Origin of the sequence: Thioclava sp. SK-1, assembly GCF_001705665.1 — a bacterium.
Taxonomy (GTDB): Bacteria; Pseudomonadota; Alphaproteobacteria; order Rhodobacterales; family Rhodobacteraceae; genus Thioclava.
This window is the reverse complement of record NZ_MDHA01000069.1, coordinates 1-15,256: the sequence shown is the minus strand read 5'-3', so window position 1 is coordinate 15,256 and position 15,256 is coordinate 1. Positions and strand designations below refer to the sequence as shown.

Annotated in this window: 15 protein-coding genes; 11 read left to right on the top strand and 4 right to left on the bottom strand. The window is 56.6% G+C overall.

Features of this window, described 5'->3' with window-relative positions:
* Positions 1-3 precede the first annotated feature (3 nt).
* The 8 genes from ureG to BFP70_RS15960 all read left to right on the top strand — a co-directional run bounded on the left by ureG (position 4) and on the right by BFP70_RS15960 (position 8,933).
* The gene (gene ureG / locus BFP70_RS15995) at positions 4-630 is read left to right on the top strand and encodes an urease accessory protein UreG (protein WP_066012655.1); all 627 of its coding nucleotides are present in this window, start codon (positions 4-6) and stop codon (positions 628-630) included.
* A 274-nt stretch (positions 631-904) separates the two neighbouring features.
* Complete coding sequence (gene urtA, locus BFP70_RS15990) at positions 905-2,182, top strand: urea ABC transporter substrate-binding protein (protein WP_369820218.1); 1,278 nt, start codon at positions 905-907, stop codon at positions 2,180-2,182.
* A 116-nt stretch (positions 2,183-2,298) separates the two neighbouring features.
* Complete coding sequence (gene urtB, locus BFP70_RS15985) at positions 2,299-4,269, top strand: urea ABC transporter permease subunit UrtB (RefSeq protein WP_369820217.1); 1,971 nt, start codon at positions 2,299-2,301, stop codon at positions 4,267-4,269.
* 121 nt (positions 4,270-4,390) lie between these two features.
* Positions 4,391-5,566 (top strand): urea ABC transporter permease subunit UrtC, encoded by a 1,176-nt coding sequence (gene urtC / locus BFP70_RS15980; protein ID WP_066012652.1) that lies wholly within the window; start codon positions 4,391-4,393, stop codon positions 5,564-5,566.
* Positions 5,563-6,303 carry an urea ABC transporter ATP-binding protein UrtD gene (gene urtD / locus BFP70_RS15975; protein WP_066012651.1) on the top strand — a complete coding sequence of 247 codons (741 nt, stop codon included), beginning with the start codon at positions 5,563-5,565 and terminating at the stop codon, positions 6,301-6,303. The genes urtC and urtD overlap by 4 nt, the downstream gene beginning before the upstream one ends.
* Position 6,304: 1 nt before the next feature.
* Positions 6,305-7,000 (top strand): urea ABC transporter ATP-binding subunit UrtE, encoded by a 696-nt coding sequence (gene urtE / locus BFP70_RS15970; protein WP_066012650.1) that lies wholly within the window; start codon positions 6,305-6,307, stop codon positions 6,998-7,000.
* A gap of 185 nt (positions 7,001-7,185) precedes the next feature.
* The gene (locus BFP70_RS21115; protein ID WP_066012649.1) at positions 7,186-8,238 is read left to right on the top strand and encodes a cupin domain-containing protein; all 1,053 of its coding nucleotides are present in this window, start codon (positions 7,186-7,188) and stop codon (positions 8,236-8,238) included.
* A 254-nt stretch (positions 8,239-8,492) separates the two neighbouring features.
* Positions 8,493-8,933 (top strand): rhodanese-like domain-containing protein, encoded by a 441-nt coding sequence (locus tag BFP70_RS15960; RefSeq protein ID WP_066012648.1) that lies wholly within the window; start codon positions 8,493-8,495, stop codon positions 8,931-8,933.
* Positions 8,934-9,009: 76 nt separating this feature from the next.
* Here BFP70_RS15960 and BFP70_RS15955 read toward each other — a convergent pair whose 3' ends face one another.
* On the bottom strand, positions 9,010-9,627 hold the full coding sequence (locus BFP70_RS15955) for a 50S ribosomal protein L25/general stress protein Ctc (protein WP_066012647.1): 618 nt from the start codon (positions 9,625-9,627) through the stop codon (positions 9,010-9,012).
* A gap of 339 nt (positions 9,628-9,966) precedes the next feature.
* Here BFP70_RS15955 and BFP70_RS15950 point away from each other — a divergent pair, with 339 nt between their 5' ends.
* Positions 9,967-10,701 (top strand): GGDEF domain-containing protein, encoded by a 735-nt coding sequence (locus BFP70_RS15950; protein WP_066012646.1) that lies wholly within the window; start codon positions 9,967-9,969, stop codon positions 10,699-10,701.
* A 147-nt stretch (positions 10,702-10,848) separates the two neighbouring features.
* On the opposite strand, the gene trpA is transcribed toward BFP70_RS15950, so the two are convergent.
* A complete protein-coding gene (gene trpA, locus BFP70_RS15945) occupies positions 10,849-11,646 on the bottom strand; it encodes a tryptophan synthase subunit alpha (protein WP_066012645.1) in 798 nt (265 codons plus the stop codon).
* Between the two features lie 197 nt (positions 11,647-11,843).
* Here trpA and ychF point away from each other — a divergent pair, with 197 nt between their 5' ends.
* Together ychF and BFP70_RS15930 are read left to right on the top strand one after the other, a co-directional pair.
* The gene (gene ychF / locus BFP70_RS15940; protein WP_066012644.1) at positions 11,844-12,941 is read left to right on the top strand and encodes a redox-regulated ATPase YchF; all 1,098 of its coding nucleotides are present in this window, start codon (positions 11,844-11,846) and stop codon (positions 12,939-12,941) included.
* 321 nt (positions 12,942-13,262) lie between these two features.
* Positions 13,263-14,375, top strand: a complete 1,113-nt coding sequence (locus tag BFP70_RS15930; protein ID WP_066012642.1) for an AAA family ATPase — start codon at positions 13,263-13,265, stop codon at positions 14,373-14,375.
* On the opposite strand, the gene BFP70_RS20815 is transcribed toward BFP70_RS15930, so the two are convergent.
* Positions 14,376-15,011, bottom strand: coding sequence for a trans-aconitate 2-methyltransferase (locus BFP70_RS20815; protein ID WP_369820216.1), 636 nt, complete (start codon positions 15,009-15,011; stop codon positions 14,376-14,378).
* A 10-nt stretch (positions 15,012-15,021) separates the two neighbouring features.
* A partial coding sequence (locus BFP70_RS15920; RefSeq protein ID WP_176715587.1) for an ATP-binding protein occupies positions 15,022-15,256 on the bottom strand: 235 nt, incomplete at its 5' end.

Below are 15,256 nucleotides of genomic sequence, written 5' to 3'. Positions count from 1 at the left end.
AATATGGCAAACGGACCTTTGCGAGTGGGTATCGGTGGCCCGGTCGGCGTTGGAAAAACGACATTGACCGAGCAGCTGTGCCGGGCGCTGGCCGATCGACTGTCGATGGCGGTCGTGACGAATGACATCTATACCCGAGAGGATGCCGAGGCGCTGATGCGCGCCCAGGTGTTGCCGGGCAGTCGTATCCGCGGGGTCGAAACAGGTGGCTGCCCCCATACAGCCATCCGCGAAGACGCGTCGATCAACCTTGCGGCTATTGCGGAGCTTAACAAAGCGTTCCCAGATCTGGATTTGGTCTTAATTGAATCAGGTGGCGATAATCTGGCCGCGACATTCAGTCCCGAACTGGCCGATCTGACGATCTATGTCATTGATACCGCAGCTGGGCAGGATATCCCGCGCAAACGTGGGCCGGGGGTTACACGCTCTGATCTGTTAGTGGTCAATAAGGTAGATCTTGCGCCTTATGTTGGGGTCGATACCGATCTGTTGGAACGTGACACACAGGCTGCACGGGGCCAGCGTCCCTATGTTCTGGCGCGGTTAAAGCAGGGTCACGGGGTTGAGAAAATTGTTGATTTTCTGATCCGAGAAGGTGGATTGCAGCCGGCTGCTATCCCGGCATGATTCACAATAATAGCTTATTTTTCCATCAAGAGACATCATCTGGCCGCCTATTCGTTAGCCAAAGGCATTAATTATGCGTATTTATTGTGCGGTATTGCGGGTTTGTGACGCCGCTTCTTGTTGTCAGCCGCGCTCACGATTGCGACATGGGCGCGGCTGCGGCTTGCTGTGGTCGGGCCATCAAAGAGCCTGAACAAAACGATTTTCAAAAGACTTTTCGCCCCCTGACGGGTTTAGGGCGTGCGATTATCCAGAGGGACACTCCATGACCGGGATGAAGAAATATTTGATGGGCGCAGCCCTTGCGACAGTGTTTGCCGCCGGCGGTGCCTATGCACAAGAAGACACGATCAAGATCGGCGTTTTGCATTCGCTGTCGGGCACGATGGCGATTTCGGAAACCACGCTGAAAGACACCGTTTTGATGCTCATCGAAGAGCAGAACAAAAAAGGCGGGATCTTGGGCAAGCAGCTGGAAGCCGTTGTCGTTGACCCGGCCTCTGACTGGCCGCTCTTCGCAGAAAAAGCACGTGAGCTGATCTCTGATGAAGGCGTGGATGTCATGTTCGGGTGCTGGACCTCTGTGTCACGCAAATCCGTCTTGCCGGTCATTGAAGAACTGAACGGCCTGCTGTTCTACCCGGTGCAATATGAGGGCGAAGAATCCTCCAAGAATGTCTTCTACACGGGTGCTGCGCCAAACCAACAGGCCATTCCCGCCACGGATTATTTCCTGGAAGAATTGGGTGTTGAGAAATTCGCGCTGCTGGGCACGGACTATGTATATCCGCGCACCACGAATAATATCCTTGAAGCCTATCTGAAAGACAAAGGCATCCCGGCTGAAGATATCTTCGTCAACTACACGCCATTTGGTCATTCCGACTGGTCGACCATCGTGTCCGATGTCAAGGCACTGGGTGCGGATGGCAAGAAAGTCGGCGTGATTTCGACGATCAATGGTGATGCCAATATCGGCTTCTACAAAGAGCTGGCTGCCCAGGGCATCGCGGCGGAAGACATTCCTGTCGTCGCCTTCTCAGTGGGTGAAGAAGAGCTGTCGGGTCTAGATACTACCAACCTTGTCGGTCATCTGGCGGCGTGGAACTATTTTGAATCCGCCGAGTCACCCGAGAATGAAGAGTTCATCACCGCCTGGCATGAATTTACTGGCGACGCAAACCGCGTGACCAATGACCCGATGGAAGCCACCTATATCGGCTTCAACATGTGGGTGAATGCGGTTGAAGCGGCAGGCACCACCGATGTGGATGCTGTGACCACGGCGATGGTGGGACAAGAATTCCCGAACCTGACTGGTTCCACCGCAAAGATGTTGCCAAACCATCACCTGACGAAGCCGGTCTTGATTGGTGAAATCCTGGAAGATGGTCAGTTTGACATCATTTCAGAGACCGACCCGGTTCCAGGCGATGCATGGACCGATTTCTTGCCTGAATCCGCTGTGCTGAAATCCGATTGGATCGATTTGGATTGCGGCATGTATAATACCGAATCCGAAAGCTGTGTTCAGCAAAAGTCGAACTACTAATTCCGACGAGGCTTTTATCGATGTGAACGGTTCAAAAGAGGGGGCCATGTGCCCCCTCTTTTTTCTTCTGTATTGGAGAGATAATGCGCAGTTTCCTTTCGGCGCTGGCTTTGGGGATGTGTCTGTCTACGACATCCGGCCTTGCCCAAGTCGCAACCCCCGACGTCCTCGCGAATGATGTCCCAGCGGATAGTGTCACCGAAGCGCAGCTTAGCGGTCTGGCCGCTGTGATTGCTGCAAACCGTGCGGACATTGCCAAACCCTCACGCCAGACCATCGGACCAGTCATCGACCAGATCGCGGCGGAAGGCGAAGATGCGGCTGCTTTTCTGACCGCATGGGAAGCGCGTGAATTGGGCCAACGCGAAAGCGATGGCGCGATTTTCAAACTTGACCGTCAGGGCGATGTCTACGCGCTGTTCAATCCGATTACCGGGGAGCCATCAGGCACAGCCCCACGCAGCGATATCAACGAAATCAAACCCAATTCGGGTGTGCGCGGGTTGATCAATTCCGCGCTTGTGGAATTTCAGCTTAATGCGGCGGATCCGACCATCCGCGCCGCCGCCCTTGACAGCTTGGAACGCAATTCTGATGCCAGTCAGCTGGCGCCTTTGCGCGCGTCCCTCGAACAAGAGGAAGATCCGGCTCTGCTTGCGCGCAAACAGCGTATCGAACGGTTGCTGACCATCCGTTTTGGCGAAACAGCGCAAGCCCGCGTGGATGCGATAAATGACATGGGCGCAGATCTTAGCCTTGATTTGCGCGCCGCGCTCAATCCGATCACATCCACGACCACACGCGCGTTTAAGGGCGCGCCGACAGGAAACATCGCCCGGACGCTGACACCGGGACAAGATATTGACCAAACCCAGGCCTATCAGCTGTTGATCGACGCAGGGCTTCAGCCCGCCCGACTGACCGCCGCAGATCTGCGCCGCACGCTGGAGGATAATATTTCCGATGGACAAGTTGGCGGCATCCCGGTGTTCCAGCTTGATGATCCAGACAAACGCATCGCCGCTTATCGCGCCTTGGTGGCACAGGGGCAGGCGCAGGCCGCGGCAACGGATGCGGATATTGCAGATCGCCTGAGCGGCTATAGCTTTGCCGAAATCTACGCCGATCCCGATGCCGATGTCACAACCGCTGCCGCTATGGCCCTGAAAACCATTGATATGAAAGTGGCTGCAATGCAGGCTGCGGATCTGGGGCTTGACGCGATTTCATTGGCCTCGATCTACTTTCTTGCAGCCATCGGCCTGGCGATCACCTTCGGCGTTATGGGCGTGATCAATATGGCCCATGGCGAATTTATCACCATGGGTGCTTATACCGGCTATGTGGTGCAGCTCTATATCACCGATTACACTGCGTCGATCATTGTTGCATTGCCGCTGGCTTTCGCCATCACCTTCATCGCCGGTGTCGCAATGGAACGTCTGGTGATCCGCCACCTGTATAAACGTCCCTTGGAAACGCTTCTGGCCACATTTGGGATTTCTATTGCGCTGCAGCAATTGTTCAAAAATATCTTCGGTACACAGGCCCGCCCGCTGACATCTCCTTCATGGCTTGATGGGCAATGGGCGCTCAATGATGTGGTGTCGATTTCCTATATCCGCATCGCAATTTTTGTTCTCGCCCTCATCTTTCTGGCTCTGTTCCTCTACGTGATGAAGAAAACCCGCCTTGGGCTAGAGGTCCGCGCGGTCACCCAAAACCCCTCCATGGCCGCCAGCATGGGGATCAACCCCGACCGTATCAATATGCTGACCTTTGGTCTTGGCTCAGGCATTGCCGGTATTGCGGGCGTTGCCATCGGGCTCTTCGCCAAAGTCACCTCCGAGCTGGGCTCCGATTACATCGTGCAAAGCTTTATGACCGTTGTCGTCGGCGGTGTGGGCAATATCTGGGGCACGCTCGCGGGGGCCTCGCTTATCGGCGTGCTGCAAAAGGGGATTGAATTCTTCAACCCTTCCAACACGCTCGCCGCGCAAACTTATATGATCTTGTTCATCATCATCTTCATTCAATTCAGGCCGCGCGGTATCATCGCGCTCAAAGGCCGGGCGGCAGGGGATTGATCGCCATGACATATCTCGTCTCTTTTGCGCTTTCATCTTGCCTTAAATATCCCGGGGGGGCTGGCCGCATGGCCAGCGGGGGCAGCGCCCCTGACCCCGCCCACCAAAGGGAGTGTCGCTTATGAAACAAGGTTTCATTTCCAAAAACCCCAATGTGCTGATTTTCATCTCCTGTTTGGCCCTGTTCACACTTGTCATCACGGTGCTGTCTGAGGCCTATGGCACCGGCCTTATCTCCACTTCGATGATCAAAACATTGGGCAAAACCCTGTGCCTATGTCTGATCGCGCTCGCGATGGACCTGATTTGGGGGTTTACGGGCATTCTTAGCCTGGGTCATTTCGCCTTCTTCGGGCTGGGCGGCTATATGATCGGCATGTGGCTTATGTATGCACGTACCCAAGACATCGTGCTGACCCAAAGCGGCGCCTTGCCGATGACGCCACAAGAAATCCAAGACGCTGTCACCAATCAGATCTTTGGCGTGGTGGGCACGTCCGAGCTGCCGATGGTCTGGCATTTCGCAGGCTCCTTGCCTGCGCAGCTTGCGTTGGTTGTGCTGGTGCCTGGAATTCTGGCGCTGATCTTTGGATGGCTGGCGTTTAAATCGCGCGTCACTGGCGTGTATTTATCGATCTTGACACAGGCTGGCACGCTGGCGCTTTCGCTTTATCTGTTCCAAAACGATTCCGGGCTGCGCGGCAATAACGGATTGTCTGGTTTGCAAAATATTCCCGGGTTGGACAGCGTAGGCCAGGCCGCGGTCTCGGTGTGGTTCCTCTGGGGCTCCGCCCTGGCGCTTGGGCTGGGCTACATGCTGCTCAATTGGGTGGTGTCGGGCAAGTTTGGTTCGGTCATCCGTGGCATCCGCGATGATGAGGCACGCGTGCGTTTTCTGGGCTATTCCGTCGAAAGCTACAAATTGTTCGTCTTTACGCTGACGGCGGTGATCGCTGCCATTGCCGGGGCGCTGTATTACCCGCAGGCCGGGATCATCAATCCGGCTGAAATCGCCCCGATCGCATCGATCTATCTGGCGGTTTGGGTTGCAATTGGCGGACGTGGGAAACTTTACGGCGCCGTCTTGGGGGCGGCCTTTGTCTCTCTGGTATCGACATGGTTCACCGGCGGCAAAGCCCCCGACATCAACCTGGGCTTTTACACGGTCAAATGGGTGGACTGGTGGTCTGTCCTATTGGGTCTGTCCTTTGTCCTTGTCACCTTGCTGGCACCACAAGGCATCGCAGGACTGATCTCATGGCTTGGCGGTCTGCGCAAAAAGGAGATCCAAAAATGAGCCAACTTTTGGAAGTCTCGGGGATCTCTGTCACCTTTGACGGGTTCCGTGCGATCAATAACTTATCCTTCACCATCGGCCCGGCAGAGCTGCGCGCGATCATTGGTCCAAACGGGGCAGGCAAGACCACATTCATGGATATCGTCACTGGCAAAACCAAACCTGATGAAGGCAAGGTGCTGTGGGGGGAGATGTCGCAAAATCTGCTAAAGCTGAACGAAAGTAAGATCGCTCAGGCAGGTGTGGGTCGAAAATTTCAGCGCCCAACTGTGTTTGAAGATCAATCGGTGGCAGATAACCTGATGATGGCGCTGAAGGCCGATCGTGCGCCTTGGAAAGTGCTCTTTTGGAAGCCACGGCAGGCGGACCGTGATCGCGTGGTCGCCTTGGCGCAGCAGGTCGGGCTGTCCGATGCGTTGGACCGTCCCTCCGGTGAGCTAAGCCACGGCCAAAAACAATGGCTGGAAATCGGTATGCTGCTGGCACAAGAGCCACGGCTGTTACTGGTCGATGAACCTGCCGCCGGCATGACTTTGGCCGAACGCGAACAGACCACCGCGCTGTTGGTGGAGCTGGCGAAAACCCGTGCGGTTGTTGTGGTCGAGCACGATATGGAATTTGTCCGGCGTTTGAATTGCCGGGTCACTGTGCTGCATGAGGGCTCGGTTCTGGCCGAAGGCTCATTGGATCATGTGACGGCCAATCCGCGTGTCATCGAAGTTTATCTGGGGCGGTAATATGTTAAAAACCAAAGACTTGACGCTCCACTATGGTGGTTCTCAGATCCTGCATGGCATTGACCTAGAGGCCCGCGCGGGTGAGGTGACCTGCATTATGGGCACCAATGGCGTGGGCAAGACATCGCTGCTGAAGGCAATTTCGGGCACGCATATCCGCTCGGGTGGGGGGGTGCAGTTGGACGGCCAAGACATGGGGCGCGTGCCGCCACAGGCGATGGCGCGTGCCGGCGTGGGCTATGTGCCGCAAGGGCGGATGATTTTCCCATTGTTGACCGTGCAGGAAAACATGGAAACTGCTTTTGCCTGCCTGCCAAGAGCGGAGCATTTCATCCCGGATGAGATCTATGAGCTGTTCCCGATATTAAAGGAATTCCTGCATCGTCGCGGTGGCGATCTGTCTGGCGGGCAGCAGCAGCAATTGGCTATCGCCCGTGCGATGCTGACCAAGCCAAAGCTGTTGCTATTGGATGAGCCGACCGAAGGAATTCAGCCCAATATTATCCAGCAGATCGGACGGGTGATTTCCTATCTGCGTGAAAAGGGCGATATGGCGATCATCTTGGTGGAGCAATATTTCGACTTTGCGCATGATCTTGGTGATCAATTCTATGTGCTGCGCCGTGGTGAGGTTGCGATGCAGGGCACCAAAGCCGAGCTGACGCGCGATACATTGCGTCAGGTCGTCAGCGTTTGAACGAATGGGGGCCTCGGGCGGGGCGCCTTGCGCACCCGGCCGGGGCCGTGTCCGATCCGCCGTGCCTTGCATGCGCGGCGCAGGCATTGGCGGACAGGGATTGCAGATACCACAGGCCGGTCTAAGGTTGTCGAAAATGCCCGTCGCCCAGTTGCGACCCCAATTCGATAACAGGAGGCTGCCTGATGGGCTTGCGCTTTATATTCATGCTCACCCGAAATGATCGCACGGTAAAGGACGCGGCTGAGCACCTGGCGCAGGCGCTCTCGCTTGGGGTGCGCCATATCGGGTTTAAGGATATCGGCCTGCCGGTCGATGATCTTAAGGCGCTGAACGCGACGATCAAGGCAAGCGGTGCCACATCCTATCTGGAGGTCGTGTCGCTGGACCGCGACAGCGAGGTAGCATCGGCCAAAGCCGCCGTTGATATTGGTGTCGATATCTTGTTGGGGGGCACCCGGGTTGAGGATGTTTTGCCCGTGTTGCGCGACACGGGGATCGAATATTATCCGTTCCCGGGCCATATCGTTGGCCATCCAAGCATATTGGAAGGCACGATCGAAGAGATCGCCACAAGTGCCAAAGACCTTGCCTCCCGCGAGGGGGTGCATGGGCTGGATCTGCTGGCCTATCGTTCGCCTTTGCCTGATATCCCTGCGCTGATTTCAGCGGTTTGCGCTGCGGCGGGCAAGCCAGTGATCGTGGCGGGCTCAATCGCGGATAAGGACCGTATCGCCTTGGTGCGCGGGGCAGGGGCGGCGGGGTTCACCATTGGCACTGCCGCGCTGGATGGTGATTACCCTGCACAAACAAAAACGCTTGAGGCGCAGCTTTCGGCCATTGTCCGCGATGTCGCAGAGTTGAACGGCCATTTGTCGCCTTTTGGGAAACATGCGCTGGATGAGGCATTTGGCAGTGTTACGGAGGCCTGGGCACCCCGCGTTGCAGGCCAGGTCAATGACATGCAGATCAAACTGGCCAAATTTAGGGGTGCAGCCGCATGGCATTTTCATGAACGCGAAGATCAGCTGTTTCTGGTGCATCGCGGGCGCCTGTTGATGCGGTTTCGCGACCGTGAAGAGGTGGTCAATGAAGGCGAATTTATTGTCGTGCCCCATGGTGTGGAACATTGTCCGGTTGCGCTGACAGACAATTGCAAAGTGGTGCTATTGGAACCTGCAACCATTGCACAGACCGCCCGCATCGAAGATCCGCGCAGCGCATTTATTCCGTCATAGGCACCGGTGCCACCCCCACAGCCCGCGCCGCACAATGCTGCGAGAGCCGCGCAATAAATTCGTGACAGGGTGGCATCAGCCTTTTAGTCTTCACGTGTCGGGCGTGCCTTCGCGCATCATGCGGCATAGCTGTCGCGCCCGGTCGGATCCACCCGCGCCGTCCGCCCTGACATAGGGAAGATGCATTTCGGCCCTTGCTACTGCTCTGCGGGCGCAGGAATGGTGATCTGGGTATTTTAGCATGGGGAGCCCCAATGAACGCAGTTTTGACCTATCCTGCGCTGCCATCGGCAGAGGTTGTATCCATCCTCAAGCCGCAATGCGCGCTGCATACGGATTGCTCTGATGTGCATTCCGCTTTCGCATCACAAAAAGATCCGGGATTTGTGCTGTTGCATACAATGGGCACCGAGGCCACATTTTCCAAACGCCACATCCCCAACGCAGTGTTCTTACCGCATCGTCTGATCACCGCAGAACGCATGCAAGAATGGCCGATGCAGACTCTTTTTGTCACCTATTGTGCGGGGCCGCATTGTAATGCGGCGGAACAGGCAGCGCTGCGACTTGCGCAGCTGGGGCGTCCGGTCAAATTGATGCTTGGTGGTTTGATGGGGTGGGAATTTGAAGGATTTGCCTTTGCCGGTCATCGCGCCGACCAGGCAGATGCCATAGCGGAAAACTGCGGCTGCTGACACGATGTCACATAGAAAACGCGGGGCCAATGATGATTGGCCCCGCGTTCCTAAACCATAAAGACTGTCGCGAAGATTACTCTTCCGCTGCGTCTTCTGTCTCTTCGTCAGCACCGCCACCAAAGCCTTTCGGCGCGGTCACGTTTGCGATCACGAAGTCACGGTCGATGGTCGCTTTCGCGCCTTCTGGCAGCTGCACGTCAGAGATGTGGATCACATCGCCGATTTGCTTGCCTTCAAGGTCGACAACGATCTGATCAGGAATATCACCGGCCAAAACGTTCAGTTCGACTTCAGGGCGAACCAGGGTCAACGTGCCGCCGCGCTTAATGCCCGGGGATTTGTCCTGGTTGATCACCTCAACATGCACGAACAGCGAAATGCGCGACGCGCGGTGCGTGCGCATGAAATCGATGTGGGTCGGCAGATCTTTGACAACGTCTTTTTGAACGCCACGGCAGATCACGCGCACATCTTCCTGACCTTCAACCGACAGGTTGAACAGGGTGGACATGAAACGGCCTTTGCGCAGGCGGTTCAGCAGCTTGTTATAGTCAAAGTTCAGCGGCAGCGGGTCTTTGCCGTCACCGTAGACGATACCGGGCACATAGCCCTCACGACGTGCCTGACGAGCGGCCCCCTTGCCTGTCCCCGAACGCACGACGGCTTCGATCGTTTCGATCTCTTTAGCCATTAGCTAATCTCCAATATAAAAGTCATGGCCGCCTCCAAGGGTGCGACCCACGAACCCGGGCCACTACCCGCAATCGCCCATAAATACAAGCCCAATTTAATTTGCCTGCATTTTCAGCCGTCATGGCAGTGGTATTTAGGAACAGCCATCACAACGGGTAAGGAATACCATACCGCCCGTCACAATGCGCAGGATTTTTGAACCGTTTGGTATAATGACGATCCACATAGGGCCCAAGCGGCGTATCGATACAGATAATTTTACCCTTACCTAGCAATATATGCGCCCGCCGCCGAATTGGCGCGTTCGATTGGAAATATGGTTTCAAAGATGACAGTGATGCCCCGCACCGTTTGGAGGATCATAATAACCTATATCTGTGGCTCGACCGCCTGTGCTTTGGTGATTGCGAATATCATCGCATATCTGGTCTTGGGGCGCGCATCCTATGCGGATCTGTGGCCACAGGCTTCGCTGATCACTTTCCTTACCGGGACGCTGACCGGGATGGTCTTTTTCATCCATCTACGACCCTATTTTCTGGCATCCTATGAACAGCATCTGGCAAGCCAGCGTGATTTCCTGACCGGGATCGACAATCGCAGCCGGTTTTATGCGCGCATGTCTACCAGTATGGCACCATCTACGCACCGGGGCAAAAACACCCAAACGGGGGTAATCATTGCAATCGACATCGATTATTTCAAAGCCATCAATGATAATTTCGGCCATAGCGGTGGGGATGCGGTGTTGATCGCCGTGGCGCATGGCCTGCGCGACCACAGCCGCGCAACAGGGTTTGTGGCCCGTTTCGGTGGCGATGAGTTTATGATGGCGCTTCCCGATCACAACATGCAAGACGGTATCGCAATCGCTGAACATATGCGCGACGCGATCGCCAATATGGCAATCGAAACGCGCCGCGGCACCGCCTGTGTCACCGCCAGCTTTGGTGTCGTTCCATATCGATGCGAAGAATGTCAGGTCGATGACGTCCTACATCGCGCTGATACAGCGCTTTATGATGCAAAAGCCAATGGTCGAAATTGCGTCGTGTGGCGGGTCGGACAGTGAACAGCCGACGCCCCAAACGCAGACTGGTCATCTTTCATCTTGCCTGAAATATCCCGGGGGTGAATTGGGCCGTATGGCCCAAAAGGGGGCAGCGCCCCCCCCCTAAACCCTTGTGCTTTTGCGCGAAACCTCGCCTCGACACTGATTTTAGGCGCGATGCGCCCCACTGGCCAGTGTTTCAACAAAGGACAGTACCTGTGCAACTGGCTTGCCCTGTGCAATCTGCTGCACAATGGCTGAGCCCACCACACAGCCATCGGCGCAACCGGCAATGGCTTGCGCGGCATCGGGGGTGGTGATGCCAAAACCAACAATAACCGGCAAATCGGTCTTGGCTTTGATCCGCGCCACCTCTGGGCCGACCGTATCAACCTGTGCTGCAGCCCCGCCGGTGATCCCTGTCACGGACACATAATACACGAAGCCAGAGGTGTTTTGCAGCACCTTGGGCAAGCGTTTGTCATCGGTGGTAGGGGTGGCCAGACGAATGAAGTTCAACCCCGCAGCCTGTGCTGGCAAGCACAGCTCACTGTCTTCCTCGGGGGGGAGATCGACAACAATCAACCCGTCGATCCCGGCAGCTTTGGCATCTTGTAAGAAGGTCTCAACCCCGCGGCTGTAGATCGGGTTGTAATATCCCATCATTACGATCGGTGTTGTGTCATCGGTCTTGCGGAATTCTCGTGCCAAATCCAATGTCTTTTGCAAGGTCATGCCACCGTCCAGCGCGCGCTGACCAGCCAGCTGAATCGTGCCGCCATCGGCCATCGGATCGGTGAAGGGCATTCCCAGCTCAATGATATCAACACCTGCCGCCGGCAGCCCCTTCATTACCTCTAATGACGTGGCAGGGTCGGGATCGCCACCCATGATATAGGCAACAAAGGCTTTCTTGCCTTGCTGTTTCAGCGCGGAAAATTTGGCGTCGATACGCGTCCCGGTCATGGCGATCTCCCTAGAAGTTCGCTTCTTTTCGCGTAACCATCGGCCGATGTCCAGCGATGGGGACGTGCCGGGGCCTATATTGTTGACAACCCCGGCGGCTTTGGGCGCGAAATGAGGTGCGCCTTGGGCTTGGTGTTCTTGCACACAGGCGTGCAGATCTTTAAGAAGCGCGAAACTTTGGCCGTTAGGAGAGCGTGATGGGCTTTAAGATGGGTATCGTGGGTCTGCCGAATGTCGGCAAGTCGACCCTGTTCAACGCGCTGACCAAAACGGCGGCGGCACAGGCGGCGAATTTCCCCTTCTGCACGATTGAACCCAATGTCGGTGAGGTCGCGGTGCCCGATGAACGTCTGGATAAGCTGGCCGCAATTGCGGGCTCAAAAGAGATCATTCCGACGCGGATGACATTCGTCGATATCGCAGGTCTGGTGAAGGGTGCATCCAAAGGCGAAGGCCTGGGCAACCAATTTCTGGCTAATATCCGCGAAACTGATGCGATTGCACAGGTGCTGCGGTGTTTTGAAGATGATGATGTGACCCATGTCGACGGTCGCATTGATCCGGTGGCTGATGCCGAAACCATTGAGACCGAGCTGATGATCGCGGATCTGGAATCGGTCGAAAAGCGCCTTGCCAATTTGGTGCGGAAAATCCGCGGAGGCGACAAAGAGGCCAAAGATCAAGAGCGCCTGCTGCAATCAGCCAAAGAGGCGTTGGAATCGGGCCGCCCTGCGCGCACGGTTGAGGTCGCTGAAGATGACCAAAAAGCATGGCGCATGCTGCAGCTTTTGACGGCGAAACCCATCTTATATGTGTGCAATGTCGAAGAGAGCTCCGCCTCGACCGGCAATTCCTTATCCGAGAAAGTCGCGCAGATGGCGGCGGCTCAGGGCGCGGGCACTGTGGTCATTTCGGCCAAGATCGAAGAGGAGATCAGCCAGCTTGACGCCGATGAGGCCGAGATGTTCTTGGAAGAGATGGGGCTGGAAGAGGCGGGCCTGGACCGTTTGATCCGCGCGGGCTATGACCTGCTGAACCTGCAAACCTATTTTACGGTTGGCCCAAAAGAGGCGCGCGCCTGGACGATCTTGAAAGGCACTTTGGCACCAGCTGCGGCCGGCGTCATTCATGGCGATTTTGAACGCGGTTTTATTCGGGCCGAAACCATTGCCTATAACGACTATATCGCTGGTAAAGGCGAAGCCGGGGCAAAAGAAGCCGGTAAATTCCGCGTTGAAGGCAAAACATATGAGGTAAAGGACGGTGACGTCCTGCACTTCCTGTTCAACGCCTGATCCAGCGCAAACACTCGCCTTGGTGGCTGTTGAAATCACCAGGGTAATTTTGCCATTCGGGGGTTTTTGGCTGCCACTTGACAGGTCTTGCTCTGCCACCTTTGGATAAGTCATTGATTTTACGTGACCGCGAAAAACGCCGCTCCGATCGGGGCGGCGTTTTGCATGGAAGGTGGCCGGGCTTGACCTTTCTGCCTGAGAACGCCTTCTTCTACCGCATGACACAGCATCTTCCCATCGGCCTCATACGGGGCGCGCCTGATCCGCCCCTTGCCCCGCTTTGCGGGGTTCATTCCCCATGGCCCACGACGGAAGACCTCCATGACCAAGATCCAGATTATCCAGGTGCGAGAGTTCAGCACCGATCACGTTGCGATGAAAAAGCGCCTGCGCAGTTTTCTCCAGGAATTCCGAGCGCGAAAAATCACGCGAGAGCTCGTTGGCGATGACGAGTGGTCTGCCGAACTGGACGACATTGAGGCCGAGTTCAGCGACGCGGCGGTTCCCGGCAGCGAGCTGACCTACAAGGACGAAGTGGCAATCGCGGATCGCGTGCGCTGCCTGGTGGCCAAACGCAACCGGGCAAGCGGGACGGCGCATTTGAAGGACGACGACCGCAAGCGTCTCAGCCCGAAAGAAGCGTGCATGCGGGCCATCATGGCGCCGTCCGAGCATTGGGCGGACGAAGTCGCCGCGGCGCTGCATGCTGAGATGCCATGGATGGGACGGGCAACGGAAACCGCCTGGCATGATCTGCGCCGCGCCGCACGTCGCGGCACCCCGATCAAGATCCAACCCCTGCTGCTCAACGGTCCACCGGGGATCGGGAAGAGCGCATGGACGCGGTCCTTGGCCAAACGCCTCAAGCTGCCGATGGGGCAGAGCGATGCGGGCGCGGGCGGTGCAGGGTTCGAGATCGCAGGCGTTGAACGTGGCTGGGGCAGTTCACAGCCAGGGCGGCCGGTGAACCTGCTGCTGGATCACCGCATCGCCAACCCGATCTTCGTGGTGGATGAGATCTGCAAGGCCGGCTTCGAGAAATCCACGAGCGGGCGGGTGTTTTCCTTGACCGAGGCCATGCTTGGGCTGATGGAGCCTGGCTCGGCCCGCGCCTGGAATTGCCCCTATTTCCGCGTGGCGTTCGACATGAGTCACTTCTCCTGGCTTTTCACTGCCAACCAGATCGACACGGTGCCCGAGCCGTTCCTGTCTCGCTGTCAGATCGTCGAGGTTCAGGACATCTCTCTGGCGCAGCTGCACGACTTCGCCGTGCGGCGCGGGCTGGAGATGAAACTGTCGCAGGAAGCGCTGGAGGCCGTCTGCGAGGTGCTTGTGATGGCGCCCCGGATGACGGGACGCCGCATGAGCCTGCGGGACGCGGTACGGATGCTAGAGCGCGCGGAGGCGCTGGAAGGGCGGCCACGACTGCAGTGATCAGCGTGCGTAGACCCTGGCTGCATCTTCAGGCGTGAAGGTCGGTTCAAAGGAACCTTCGAACACCAGCGCCGGGAACGCTTGCTTGCCGACAGGTGTGTCGACCTTCAACTTGGTCGAAAGATCATCCACGAGGCCAAGGCCACAGCTCGCAGCCGCGCGCCCGGCGGCCAGCACCATACCGACGTTCTGGAAGCGCCCGACTACTGCCAAACGCCCCGTCGGGCGCATCCAAGCCTTCCAAGCTGCGAAGTACGGTGCAAACTGCGGAACGAAGTCCTCACTGCAACCTAGACAGTATTCATATTGACCAGCGACCGCAGTTCCATGTGGTTTGCGAGAGGGATGGAAATTTGCAAGGTCGAAGCCAAAATCGCAGATGACAAGATCGTTTTCGGGACGCCCCTCTGTATCTAGGTAGTTCCCGCAGACGAACTCGGCCCCCGTGAGTTCGGAGGCAATTTCGACAAGGTTTGGCGCGGCGTCAATGCCACCGACGGACACGCCAGCAATCTCGGATTGAAGGAATGCGCTGGCAAAGCCTGCGCCGCAACCAACTTCGAAAACGCTATCCTGTTGATTGTCACTGAGAACTGACCCGGTATTTTCACCGAGATTTGACCCACCCTCGGTTATGCGTCGTGGTTTATGACGTGGTCAACGTTTTGGTCTCCTTTCGTGTTTTCTTTGCAGACTCGGAGCTGGCCTTGAAGCGGTAGCTGTAGTTGCCAGTTTCGAGGATGTGGCAGCGGTGGGTAAGCCGATCCAAGAGAGCCGTGGTCATCTTTGCGTCTCCGAATACCTGCGCCCATTCTGAGAAGCTGAGGTTTGTGGTGATGATGACGCTGGTGCGCTCGTAGAGCTTGCTGAGCAGATGGAAG

Bases quoted from the DNA above. Each gene is read 5' to 3' on its own strand.
- BFP70_RS15930 (WP_066012642.1), top strand. From the start codon at position 13,263: ATGACCAAGATCCAGATTATCCAGGTGCGAGAGTTCAGCACCGATCAC.
- ureG (WP_066012655.1), top strand. From the start codon at position 4: ATGGCAAACGGACCTTTGCGAGTGGGTATCGGTGGCCCGGTCGGCGTT.
- BFP70_RS15950 (WP_066012646.1), top strand. From the start codon at position 9,967: ATGCCCCGCACCGTTTGGAGGATCATAATAACCTATATCTGTGGCTCG.
- urtE (WP_066012650.1), top strand. From the start codon at position 6,305: ATGTTAAAAACCAAAGACTTGACGCTCCACTATGGTGGTTCTCAGATC.
- urtB (WP_369820217.1), top strand. From the start codon at position 2,299: ATGTGTCTGTCTACGACATCCGGCCTTGCCCAAGTCGCAACCCCCGAC.
- urtD (WP_066012651.1), top strand. From the start codon at position 5,563: ATGAGCCAACTTTTGGAAGTCTCGGGGATCTCTGTCACCTTTGACGGG.
- BFP70_RS15960 (WP_066012648.1), top strand. From the start codon at position 8,493: ATGAACGCAGTTTTGACCTATCCTGCGCTGCCATCGGCAGAGGTTGTA.
- ychF (WP_066012644.1), top strand. From the start codon at position 11,844: ATGGGCTTTAAGATGGGTATCGTGGGTCTGCCGAATGTCGGCAAGTCG.
- urtC (WP_066012652.1), top strand. From the start codon at position 4,391: ATGAAACAAGGTTTCATTTCCAAAAACCCCAATGTGCTGATTTTCATC.
- BFP70_RS21115 (WP_066012649.1), top strand. From the start codon at position 7,186: ATGGGCTTGCGCTTTATATTCATGCTCACCCGAAATGATCGCACGGTA.
- BFP70_RS15955 (WP_066012647.1), bottom strand. From the start codon at position 9,627: ATGGCTAAAGAGATCGAAACGATCGAAGCCGTCGTGCGTTCGGGGACA.
- trpA (WP_066012645.1), bottom strand. From the start codon at position 11,646: ATGACCGGGACGCGTATCGACGCCAAATTTTCCGCGCTGAAACAGCAA.
- urtA (WP_369820218.1), top strand. From the start codon at position 905: ATGAAGAAATATTTGATGGGCGCAGCCCTTGCGACAGTGTTTGCCGCC.